Source organism: Fulvimarina thalattae, assembly GCF_040239565.1.
In the GTDB taxonomy this organism is placed as follows: domain Bacteria; phylum Pseudomonadota; class Alphaproteobacteria; order Rhizobiales; family Rhizobiaceae; genus Fulvimarina.
Map to the genome: position 1 here is coordinate 1 of NZ_JBEHWS010000037.1, position 10,389 is coordinate 10,389.

Below are 10,389 nucleotides of genomic sequence, written 5' to 3' on the forward strand. Positions count from 1 at the left end.
AAAAAATCCAGCCGACCCGAAAGCCAACCAGACAAAAAGAGACCCGGCATCGTCGATCATCCATCAGCCAAGGCCGAAACCCCAACCAACAAGACAACCAACGTCATCTATGCTTCGAAAGACGAGACATAAGTCAGCGTTCAAAAGCTCTCCCCAGTCATCCGGCAAAGGCAAAGGTACCCCACCGAAAGCCAGGAGCCGCAAAAACGCCGCCCACGTCTCTCTTTCTTCTCAATAAACATAACCAACTTGTCAAAGAACACGCAGAGAAGAAAACCCTGCGCCGGACATCAGATCGAAACCTCACCGAGGCCCCTCACCCGTCCGTTTTGGAGAAACAAGCTCTCGACCCGCCCGATCGATCCAGAGGACCAAATCCCGGAGGGCGAAAGCGTTCCGCCGATATGGAGTGACACCGCAGAAGCTTCAAGACTAAAGATCAGCGTTTCCGCCAATCAAGCAATCCCGAACCCGGAACCACCATCTCGAAGCCTGGGACCAGAGCGAGCTGAAGAGCTCGCCGGCGGCCCCTGCGCCGTCGATGAGCGGCATATAGGCCAATCAAATCCAAACCGTCAACACCACCAGGCCAACTTTTTCCAACAAAATTGCGCACCGCAAAAAAATGCCAAAACCAACGCCAATGCCCGGAAAATAAGCTCACTCAACGTCATGGAAACGTCAAAATGACAAACTCAACACAAGGAAAAACGGCTTACAGACACCCGATCAGACCGCCGTAAGGCTTAACCCCACCCCTCGTTAGATCAAGGACCAGCTTCGCTTTGGACGCGACGATCATCGTCGCGATCGCCCCGCCGAAGTTCGCATGAACATGGCTCGCGGCGCCTCCGAACGTCGATGATATGGCGAAGCGCCATGCCGACGGTGGCGCCTCGCTCATGCGCAATTTATGCCTATTATTGCATGGTAGTTCCGAATCGTGCACATTCAGCGCGAAACGGAATGAAGAATCATGGCCGCCACCATCTCCCGTCAGCGACTGAACGAAATACGCGAGCAGCTCGCAGCAGAAGGGCAGGTTTCGGCCGCGGAGCTGGCGGCCGAATTTTCGGTTTCGGAGGATACGATCCGCCGCGACCTGCGCATGCTGGCCGCAGAGGGATATTGCGAACGCGTCTATGGCGGAGCGATTCGACCTTCGATGCGCCCTTCCAGCTTTGCGGAAAGGCGGGGCGAACAGGTCGCGGCCAAGACGGCGCTTGGACGTCTGGCAGCCGAACTCATCGAACCGGGCGAAACCATCTTCATCGACGCCGGCTCGACCAATCTGGAGATCGCGCGGCACCTCCCGCATCGCCGTTCCCATTCGCTCACACTCGTCACAAACGCGCCCGCTATCGCAGAGGCAGCCGCCTCGGTCGACGGTCCCGACATCATCCTTATCGGCGGACGGCTCGATCGGGAGCTCGGTTCGTGTCTGGGCGGCAAGGCGCTCCGGGATGCCGAGGAACTCAACCCGAGCCGCGCCTTCATCGGCACATGCGCCCTGTCGTCCGAGGGAGGGTTGTCCGCGTTTTCATCCGAGGAGGCCGAGCTCAAGGCGATCATCGCGCGTCGCAGCGCCAAGGTCGTTGTCGCTGCGACAACCGACAAGCTCGGCCTCACGGCCCCCTTCTCCTTCGCCGGGCTCGAAGCGCTCGACCAACTCGTCACGGATGCCAGCCATCACGAGCTGCTCCTTCATCTTCAGGAACAGGGCGTCGACATCGTGACGGCTCCGCACGATGCGGACCCCACGACACAGACACCGCACGCCTGACCCCCCGGACTTCCCAGGACCGAAATTCATGACCGCGTTCAATTCCACGGCAGGCCGCAAGTCGCCCCTTTGGCGCTCGACCACTCGCATGGCGATCAGCCTCGCCTTCTTCGTCAACGGCTTCGGGCTCGGCAGCTGGACACCGGAAGTGCCGATCATCGGCGAGCGGCTGGGCCTCACGCCCGCGACGTTCGGCTTCATGGTGTTGATCTTCGGCCTCGGTGCCGTCACCGCGATGCCGGTCGTTGGCGCGCTTATCGCAAAACGCGGATCACGCCAGGTGACGATCGCGACGCAAGCGCTCTTCGCCCTCGCCATCGCCTGTCTCATCGCCGCGCCGCATCCGCTCCTTGCGGGGCTCGCCGTCTTCGTGTTCGGCATAGGGCTCGGCGGCATGGATGTCGCGATGAACGCCAACGCGGTATCAGTCGAGCGGACCATGGACCGGGCGATCATGTCCTCGTGCCACGGCTTCTGGTCGCTGGGCGCCTTCGCAGGGGCCGGAATCGGCGGCACGCTGATCGAGACCTTCGGTCCGCTCGGCCACACGACGATCGTCGCAAGCTTTACCGCGCTGACGCTCATCTACATCGTGCCGAACATGCTGGAGGATCGCCGAGAAACCGTACCTGCGGCGGACACGGCAAACCGCCCCCCGATGCGGGAGATTCTCGCAGCCCAACGCACGCCGCTTTTCCTCGCCATCGCGATCGGTGTCATCGCCCTCGGCGGCTTTGTGCAGGAGGGCGTCGTGATCGACTGGAGCGCGGTCTATCTGCGCGACGAGCTCGGCGTCTCACTCGCGGCATCCGGCTTCGGCTTCGCCGCCTTTTCCGTGACGATGGCCCTCTTCCGCTTCTTCGGCGATGGTATTCGCGAGCGCTACGGCGCCGTGACGACGGTTCGCGTCTCGCTGCTCATCGCCTTGACCGGTCTCGTGGTCCTGATCCTGGCGAGCTCGCTGCCGGTCTCCCTTGTCGGCTTCATGATCCTCGGCATCGGCATGTCGAACATCGTGCCCATCGCCTTTTCCGCCGCCGGTAATCTCAAGGGCCTCGCCGATGGCACCGGCATTTCGATCGCATCCGCCATCGCCTATTCCGGCGGGCTGGTTGCACCGGCAGTCGTCGGTATCGTCGCCGATGCTTATGGTTTCTCGACGATCTTCGCGGCCCTCGCCACGATCTCCGTCGCGATCATTCTGTCGGCGAAACTCCTGAAGCGCGCCGATCGCGATATGGCGTGACGGTCAGACGAAGAACCCAAAGCCGTAAGATCCTGCATAACACTTTGTCTTACGCGCCGAATCAGATCAGGCCCCGGCAGGCAAACGCCTGACGGAAAATATCCGGGCTTCCGGCAAACTCGCAGTTCCGGCGGTTTGCACAACCAACTGTTTTCGTGGACCAACGTCATGCATATGCGCGATCATGCCGACAAGGTCTGAGCGGCGCAGGTTTTACCTCGAAGCCCGTGCGAAAACCTCGGCGAGAGACAGACGATTCGCCGCCCAGACTCCTTAATCCAGCCCGAACCCGGACAGCGCATAGGATAGAAACCTATCGCCGATCGAGGCAGATGGAGTTGCTTTCTCTCATGCCCCTTCCGCTTCCATCGCAGCACACCATGCGCTAACGAGGCGCAAGAACAGCCGGGGACGTCCGGCGCTTGAAATTCTGGAGCGAGACGCGTGAGCGAGACCGAAACACTCGAGACCGAGCTGATCGCGGCGATCGACGCGGCTGAGAACGAAGCCGCCCTCGAGACGATCCGCATTGCCGAACTGGGCAAGAAGGGCCGCATCTCCGAGATGATGAAGAGCCTCGGCAAGATGAGCCCCGAGGAGCGTAAGACCGAAGGCCCGCGCCTCAACGGCCTGCGCGACCGCGTGCAGGGTGCGATCACGGCCCGCCGCGAAGCTCTGGCGGATGCCGCGATCGAGCGGCGCCTCGCCTCCGAGCGGGTCGACGTCACCCTGCCCGTGCGGCCCTCGCCGGCCGCCCGCGGGCGCATCCACCCGATCAGCCAGGTGATCGACGAGATCACCGCGATCTATGCCGATATGGGTTTCACGATCGCCGAAGGCCCGGACATCGAGACCGACTACTACAACTTCACGGCGCTGAACTTCCCGGAAGGCCATCCGGCGCGCGAGATGCACGACACGTTCTTCCTCCAGCCGGACGAAAACGGCGAGCGCAAGGTGCTGCGCACCCACACCTCGCCCGTTCAGATCCGCACGATGGAGAACCAGAAGCCGCCGATCCGCATCGTCATCCCCGGCAAGACCTACCGGCAGGATTCGGATGCAACCCATTCGCCGATGTTCCATCAGCTCGAAGGTCTCGTCGTCGACGAAAAGGCCAATATCGCGAACCTGAAATGGGTGCTGCAGGAGTTCTGCAAGGCCTTCTTCGAGGTCGACAGCCTGAAGATGCGCTTCCGGCCGTCCTTCTTCCCGTTCACCGAGCCCTCCATGGAGGTCGACATCCAGTGCGACCGCTCCAGGCCCGGTGAAGTGCGCTTCGGCGAGGGCTCGGACTGGATGGAGATTCTGGGCTGCGGCATGGTGCATCCGAACGTGTTGCGCGCCGGCGGGCTCGACCCGGACGTCTACCAAGGCTTTGCCTGGGGCATGGGGATCGACCGTATCGCGATGCTGAAATACGGCATGCCAGATCTCAGAGCCTTCTTCGATGCGGACGTGCGCTGGATCGAGCATTACGGCTTCCGCCCGCTCGACGTGCCGACGCTGTTCGGCGGCCTCAGCCAGTGACCACCGCCGCCGGTGACAAGCGCACCGGCGGCTGCCGCTGCGGCGCGGTTCGCTTCGTTGCGAGCGGAGCACCAGCCTCCGTTCGCGCCTGCCATTGCAGCGACTGCCGCAAGGCTTCCGGCGCGCCCTATTCGGTCTTCGTCGAATATGCGGAAGCCGATATCGCCTGGTCGGGCGAAATACCCTCCCGTTTCACCGTGGAGGCGGCGAGCCGATCGTTCTGCGGCATGTGCGGATCACCCCTCGCCTATCGCGACAGCCGCCTCGATTCCCGCGTCTATCTCTTGATCGGCGCGCTCGACGATCCGAGTGGTCTCTCGCCGAGCGATCACGCCTTCGTTCAGAGCAAACTGGACGGTGTGGTGATCCCAGAGGACGTTACGCTGCACGAGCGTTTCAGCGTTACGCGCCCTCGCTGAGAGGCAAATTTTCGCACAGCCGCAACAGCCGGAACGTGGACACCATTCTTACAGCCGGAATGAAGAAGACCCCGATCGGTGATCGCCGAAACGGGGTCTTCTGAACTTCTTCAGGTGAGCGAGCCCTGCCCGCCGCGCGATCAGTAAGGCGCGACGATGTCGTAGACCTGCTGGCCCCAGCCGGGCTGCTGGACTTCGGTGATCCGGCCACGGCCGCCATAGGAGATGCGGGCTTCGGCGATCTTGTCGTAGTCGATCGTGTTGTTCGGCAGGATGTCGCGCGGGCGGATGATGCCGGCGATCGACAGGACGCGCACTTCGAAGTTGACGCGCACTTCCTGCTGGCCGGAAATGAAGAGATTGCCGTTCGGCAGTTCCTGCGTGACGACCGCCGCGACGGAGAGCTCGATATCCTCCGAGCGCTTCACGCGGCCGCTGCCCTTGGAGTCCGATCCGCCGTCGAGACCGAGCGTCGCCCCCACGGTCGGCAGGGCCCAGCTACCGAAGCTGCCGGAAACGTCGGCGCCGCCGGAAATGCCGGACTCGCGCTCGCGCTCGGAAAGATTGGCGAGCGAGGCCTTGTCGGCGATGTTGATCTTCACCGTCACGATGTCGCCCATCGAGAGCGCGCGCGGGTCCTGATAGAAATCGGCCCGGGAGTCCGTCCAGAGCGAATTCTTGGCACCCGTCCCGCCCTTCGGGAAGGAAGCGGGTGTGACGAGGTTCGGGTACTGGTAGATGCCTGAGCCGACTGGCGAGAGCGCCGGTTCGCTAAGGGCGTCTTCCTTGCTTGTCGAACAGCCTGCGAGGAGCGCGAGCGCGATGGGCGCAGCGTATTTGAATTTCACGATGCGTTCTCCGCGACTGTCTGGTTTTCGGTGTCGTCGGTGACATCGGTCGATGTCTTCTCGACAATCAGCTTGGCGATCTCGGCGGCCTTGTCAGGCTCCATTTCGGCAAGCACGTCGCTTGCCTGGCGCGGCTTGAGGCGCACGAGGATCATCGCGGCGCTCTCCTTGCCGAGCTTGGCAAGCTGCGGGGCGGCCATGTCCGGCGCCATCTGGGCGTAGATGTCGACGACGATGGTGGAGGCGTTGTCGAGGAACGCTTTGCGCTCCTTGATCCACTCCTGATATTCGGCGCGGCGCGTTTCGAGCTCGTCGATCTTCGCGGTGATCTCGGTCTCGATATCCTTCAGCTGCTTGGCCTGCAGCGCATGGCGCGCGTCCTGGGCCTTGTCGGCGATGTTGAGGCAGTAGCGCTCCACCTCCGACATCGGCTTTTCCTCTTCCACCTTCTCATGGCCGTCCGTCTCGTCGACGATCCGGACCTTGTCGACCGGGTTCACGGGTGCCGTGATCCCCATACCGTTGTTTTTGCCGGCGGCCAGAGCCGCCGAGGAGACGCTCACGGAGGCCGTCATGGCGAGAGCGAGAAGAAGCGAGGAGCAGACATTCGGTCGGGCTATCATTGCACCACCAGTTCAGCTTGAAGGGCACCTGCGGTCTTGATGCCCTGGAGGATCGCGATGATCCCGGAGGGTTTGAGACCGATGCGATTGAGGCCGCGCACCACGGTTTCGAGATCGGTGCCGCCGACGAAGGCGAAGTTTCCGCCGGTCTGATTGGCATCGACGATGGTTTCGGAGGTCACGACAGTCGCACCGTCGGAGAAGGGTGCGGGCTGGGAGACTGCCGGTAGCTCGGAGACCCGCACGGTGAGATTGCCGTGGGTGAGAGCGACGGTCGAGATCTGAACGTTCTGGCCGATGACGATCGTACCCGTCCGCTCGTCGATCACCACCTTGGCGGTCTGGTCCGGATCGACGCGCAGGTCGCCGATCTCGGCGAGGAAACGGACCGCAGAGACTTCGGCCGGTCGATCGAGATGCAGCGTGCGAAAGTCCTCTTCCCTGGCGACCGGACGCCCCCAGCGATTGCGCGCATAGGCGTTGATCAGATCGACGGTTCGGACCATCGTCTTGAAGTCGGGATTGGAGAGCTCCATCGAGAGCTGGCCGTCGTCGTAGAAATGCCCTGGAACCTCGCGCTCCACGAAGGCGCCATTCGGCACGCGACCGGCCGTCGGCACACCCTGCGTCACACTCTCGCTGGCGCCTTCGGAGGTGAAGCCGGAAACCGCGACGGGCCCTTGCGCGACCGCATAGATTTCTCCGTCTGCGCCGTAGAGCGGCGTCATGACGAGGGTGCCGCCGAGCAGCGAGGTCGCATCACCGAGCGAGGCGACGTTCACATCGATGCGCGAACCGGTGCCGATGAAGGCGGGGAGCTCAGCGGTCACCGTAACGGCGGCGACGTTCTTGCCGCCCGCCCGGTCGGAGCGGATATTGACGCCCATCCGGTCGAGCATGGATTGCAGCGACTGCTCGGTATAGGGCGAATTGCGCATGGAATCGCCCGTGCCCTGAAGGCCGATGACGAGACCGTAGCCGACGAGCTGGTTGCCACGAACGCCGCGCACATTGGTGATGTCCTTGATGCGCACGGTGCCGGCCGCCCCGGCCGGATCGCCGGTCACATAGCCGGGCGAGGCGGGCGCATAGCCGGCATATTCGGTGCCGGAATAGTCGGCGGCCTGCGCGGCGGGCGCGAAAGCGACCGCAAGGCTGGCAAGGGCTGTAAGAACGCGGCGGGGCACTGGCATCATCCTTCGACGGCGATCGTCCCGTTGGGCGCAATCCGCCCCGAGATGGTGATGCCGCTATCACTGTTCCTCACGCGGATCGTCTGGCCTTCCTGACCGGATTCGAGCGCCATGCCGAGACCGGTGATGACAAGGCCCTCCTCTTCGTAGACCAGCGTCACATTGGTTCCGGCCTTGACCGCGTCCGGCGTTGTCAGATCGGCCCGGCGGATCGCCTTGCCCGGCAGCAGGGTGCGACGAGCGACATGGCCGTGGAGGTCTTCAGCTTCGGTCACGAACAGGCCGACCTTTTCGTCCTTGACGATGAAGGTGCGGGTCGAAAGGCCGGAGGCGACGATGTCGTCGCCCGCATAGACGACGGCGCCGGGCACAGGCATTTCGAGCTCGGCGGCGATTGAAGCGGTCGCGACCGAAAGGCCGAGACCGAATGCGAGCGCGGTCTTGAGGAGGCGCCCGGCCATCTTAACGAATGCCCTTGGAGACGACGCTTGCCATTTCGTCGGCGGCGCTGATGATCTTGGAATTCATCTCGTAGGCGCGCTGGGCCGAAATCAGTTCGGAGATTTCCTTCACGGGATCGACGTTGGAATCTTCCAGATACCCTTGATGGATGACACCGTAGCCGGGATCACCGGGAACGCCGACGACCGGGGCGCCAGAGGCGACCGTCTCGGAGAAGAGATTGCCGCCTTCGGCATGAAGGCCGGCATTGTTGGCGAAGGTCGCGAGCGTCAGCTGGCCGACATCCTGCAATTCGCCTTCGACGCGGGCATAGACCTGGCCTGCTTCGTTGACGATGATCTCGGAGGTGTTGTCCGGCACGGTCATTTCGGGATCGACGAGATAACCGTCGAGCGTGACGATCTGGCCGTCGGCATTGGTGTTGAAGGCCCCGTCGCGGGTGTAGCGGATCGCGCCGCCGGGACCCTGGATCTGGAACCAGCCTTCGCCGTTGAGCGCGAGATCGAGCTTGTTGCCGGTCTCCTTAAGCGCTCCCTGAAGGTGGACGTTGCGGATCGCCGCCAAACGGACACCGAGACCGAGCTGGGCACCCTCCGGCACGACGCCCTCGGCGCCGGCCGCGGCAACGCCCTTGGCGCGTTCGACCTGATAGAGAAGGTCCGTGAACTCCGCCCGTGCCCGTTTGTAGCCGGTGGTGTTCACGTTGGCGATGTTGTTGGCGATGACCTCGACATTGGTTTCCTGGGCATTCATGCCCGTGGCCGCGATCGCGAGTGCGCGCATGGCGTCTCTCCTTGAATTGGGAACCGGACGCTTCGCGTCCTTCGTCGTGGTGTTTTCGCCTCGCCTCTATCCTCTCAATTCAGGATCAAGCGGGGCTGATCGAAGGGAGTTTCGCGGCCCTTAGATCTGCATGCGGGACAGTTCCATGTAAGCTGCGACTGCCTTGTCCCGGACCGCGACGGCGGTCTGAAGCGTGCGCTCGGCGCTCATCACGGCCTCGACGACGGCCTGGGTGGAGGCCTTGCCGTTGACGCCCTGAATGGACGTCGCTTCGGCGCTCTTCACCGTATCCGCGGCATCGACCATGACGCGCGACAGCACTTCGGAGAACTCGTTGAAATTGGTCGGCCGGGACGGCGAGACCTTCGCCATGCCTTCGGCGGCGGACGGGGCCTGTGTCTGCGCGACAGTCGAATCGAAAAAGGAAGATCCAATCGCTGGGATCATGATAATCAGCTCCTCAGGAGGTCTATGGTCATGTTGATGATTTCGCGCGCCTGCTTCACCACCTGGATGTTGGCTTCGTAGGACCGGTTGGCCTCACGCATGTCCATCATCTCGGTGAGCATGTTGACGTTCGGGCGCTTGACGTAGCCGTCTTCGTCGGCCGCCGGATTGCCGGGATCGTAGGTCGACTCGAATTCGGCCTTGTCGGTGCCGATATCCGAGACGCGGACCAGATTGGCGCCCGTGACCTCGTCGAGCGTTGCCGCGAAGGTGACGGTCTTGCGCACGTAGGGGTCGGAGCCCGGCGTGTTGCCGGTGGTCTCGGAGTTCGCGACGTTTTCGGAGACGACACGCAGGCGCGTCGATTGGGCTTCCATGCCGGATGCCGCGATCTTGAGCGAGGAAACGAGAGGATCGGCCATGGTGCTTATCCCCTGATCGTCGTCATGAACATGCGGTGGAAGCTTTTGACGATCGAGGTGTTCAGCGAATAGTCACGACTGACCTCGCCCGCCTTGAGCATCTCCTGTTCGACCGTAACGGAGTTTCCGGAATGCTTGACGTCCCAGGTTTCGGCCTGTGTGGCCTCGGTCTCGGCGGTGCCGCCGCCATAGCCGACCAGATGCATCGGGTTCGACGAACTCTGGGTCAGCGCCGTGTTCTCGAGAACCTGCTCGAACGGCGTGATGTCCTTGGCGGTATAGCCGGGCGTATTCACATTGGCGACGTTCTCCGCCACCAGCGCCTGCCGGTGTGCGAGCCAGTCCGCCTGCTTCGACGTCAAAGAAAAAAGATAGACCTGATCCAACACGGCCTCCCATTAACGGGATTTCAAGTTGTCTCGGGTTTAGGCCGAAGCGCTTGTCCGAACCTGATGACGTGAATGAAATGTTAAGGATTAGGTCGTGGACTCATTACGCTACAAGCCAAATGCGCGTAGCGGCGAGTTTGATGCCAGCGAGGTAGTTGTCGGCGCGTTTGTCATAGCGGGTAGCGATGCCCCGCAACTGTTTGAGACGATTGAAGAAGCGCTCGACGAGATTTCTCTGCCGATA

14 protein-coding genes are annotated in these 10,389 nt (G+C 62.5%); 5 read left to right on the forward strand and 9 right to left on the reverse strand.

Going from position 1 to position 10,389, the window contains the following annotated elements; all coding sequences use genetic code 11:
- The first annotated feature begins 249 nt into the window (after positions 1-249).
- The 5 genes from ABRA89_RS19820 to ABRA89_RS19840 all read left to right on the forward strand — a co-directional run bounded on the left by ABRA89_RS19820 (position 250) and on the right by ABRA89_RS19840 (position 4,978).
- Positions 250-690: a hypothetical protein gene (locus tag ABRA89_RS19820; RefSeq protein ID WP_349943239.1), complete on the forward strand. Its 441-nt coding sequence runs from the start codon at positions 250-252 to the stop codon at positions 688-690.
- A 286-nt stretch (positions 691-976) separates the two neighbouring features.
- Positions 977-1,783, forward strand: coding sequence for a DeoR/GlpR family DNA-binding transcription regulator (locus ABRA89_RS19825; protein WP_349943240.1), 807 nt, complete (start codon positions 977-979; stop codon positions 1,781-1,783).
- Between the two features lie 28 nt (positions 1,784-1,811).
- Positions 1,812-3,029, forward strand: a complete 1,218-nt coding sequence (locus tag ABRA89_RS19830) for an MFS transporter (protein ID WP_349943241.1) — start codon at positions 1,812-1,814, stop codon at positions 3,027-3,029.
- A 444-nt stretch (positions 3,030-3,473) separates the two neighbouring features.
- A complete protein-coding gene (pheS, locus tag ABRA89_RS19835) occupies positions 3,474-4,559 on the forward strand; it encodes a phenylalanine--tRNA ligase subunit alpha (protein ID WP_349943242.1) in 1,086 nt (361 codons plus the stop codon).
- A complete protein-coding gene (locus ABRA89_RS19840) occupies positions 4,556-4,978 on the forward strand; it encodes a GFA family protein (RefSeq protein WP_349943243.1) in 423 nt (140 codons plus the stop codon). The genes pheS and ABRA89_RS19840 overlap by 4 nt, the downstream gene beginning before the upstream one ends.
- 140 nt (positions 4,979-5,118) lie before the next feature.
- On the opposite strand, the gene flgH is transcribed toward ABRA89_RS19840, so the two are convergent.
- The 9 genes from flgH to ABRA89_RS19885 form a co-directional block, all read right to left on the reverse strand.
- The gene (gene flgH / locus ABRA89_RS19845) at positions 5,119-5,826 is read right to left on the reverse strand and encodes a flagellar basal body L-ring protein FlgH (protein WP_349943244.1); all 708 of its coding nucleotides are present in this window, start codon (positions 5,824-5,826) and stop codon (positions 5,119-5,121) included.
- Complete coding sequence (locus ABRA89_RS19850) at positions 5,823-6,449, reverse strand: MotE family protein (protein ID WP_349943245.1); 627 nt, start codon at positions 6,447-6,449, stop codon at positions 5,823-5,825. The genes flgH and ABRA89_RS19850 overlap by 4 nt, the downstream gene beginning before the upstream one ends.
- Entirely contained in the window at positions 6,446-7,645 is a 1,200-nt protein-coding gene (gene flgI, locus ABRA89_RS19855) for a flagellar basal body P-ring protein FlgI (RefSeq protein WP_349943246.1), read from the reverse strand. The genes ABRA89_RS19850 and flgI overlap by 4 nt, the downstream gene beginning before the upstream one ends.
- On the reverse strand, positions 7,642-8,103 hold the full coding sequence (gene flgA / locus ABRA89_RS19860; RefSeq protein ID WP_349943247.1) for a flagellar basal body P-ring formation chaperone FlgA: 462 nt from the start codon (positions 8,101-8,103) through the stop codon (positions 7,642-7,644). Before flgA ends, flgI begins: the two co-directional genes overlap by 4 nt.
- 1 nt (position 8,104) lies before the next feature.
- The gene (gene flgG / locus ABRA89_RS19865) at positions 8,105-8,887 is read right to left on the reverse strand and encodes a flagellar basal-body rod protein FlgG (protein WP_349943248.1); all 783 of its coding nucleotides are present in this window, start codon (positions 8,885-8,887) and stop codon (positions 8,105-8,107) included.
- Between the two features lie 120 nt (positions 8,888-9,007).
- Positions 9,008-9,334 carry a flagellar hook-basal body complex protein FliE gene (locus ABRA89_RS19870; protein ID WP_349943249.1) on the reverse strand — a complete coding sequence of 109 codons (327 nt, stop codon included), beginning with the start codon at positions 9,332-9,334 and terminating at the stop codon, positions 9,008-9,010.
- Positions 9,335-9,339: 5 nt separating this feature from the next.
- Positions 9,340-9,756 (reverse strand): flagellar basal body rod protein FlgC, encoded by a 417-nt coding sequence (flgC, locus tag ABRA89_RS19875; protein ID WP_349943250.1) that lies wholly within the window; start codon positions 9,754-9,756, stop codon positions 9,340-9,342.
- A gap of 5 nt (positions 9,757-9,761) precedes the next feature.
- A complete protein-coding gene (gene flgB / locus ABRA89_RS19880; protein ID WP_349943251.1) occupies positions 9,762-10,142 on the reverse strand; it encodes a flagellar basal body rod protein FlgB in 381 nt (126 codons plus the stop codon).
- A gap of 106 nt (positions 10,143-10,248) precedes the next feature.
- Positions 10,249-10,389, reverse strand: a 141-nt coding sequence (locus ABRA89_RS19885) for a transposase (protein ID WP_349943252.1), incomplete at its 5' end; no start/stop codon positions are given.

Coding starts and splice junctions, on each gene's coding strand:
- ABRA89_RS19825 (WP_349943240.1), top strand. CDS start 977: ATGGCCGCCACCATCTCCCGTCAGCGACTGAACGAAATACGCGAGCAG.
- ABRA89_RS19830 (WP_349943241.1), top strand. CDS start 1,812: ATGACCGCGTTCAATTCCACGGCAGGCCGCAAGTCGCCCCTTTGGCGC.
- ABRA89_RS19850 (WP_349943245.1), bottom strand. CDS start 6,449: ATGATAGCCCGACCGAATGTCTGCTCCTCGCTTCTTCTCGCTCTCGCC.
- flgI (WP_349943246.1), bottom strand. CDS start 7,645: ATGATGCCAGTGCCCCGCCGCGTTCTTACAGCCCTTGCCAGCCTTGCG.
- flgA (WP_349943247.1), bottom strand. CDS start 8,103: ATGGCCGGGCGCCTCCTCAAGACCGCGCTCGCATTCGGTCTCGGCCTT.
- flgG (WP_349943248.1), bottom strand. CDS start 8,887: ATGCGCGCACTCGCGATCGCGGCCACGGGCATGAATGCCCAGGAAACC.
- ABRA89_RS19870 (WP_349943249.1), bottom strand. CDS start 9,334: ATGATCCCAGCGATTGGATCTTCCTTTTTCGATTCGACTGTCGCGCAG.
- flgC (WP_349943250.1), bottom strand. CDS start 9,756: ATGGCCGATCCTCTCGTTTCCTCGCTCAAGATCGCGGCATCCGGCATG.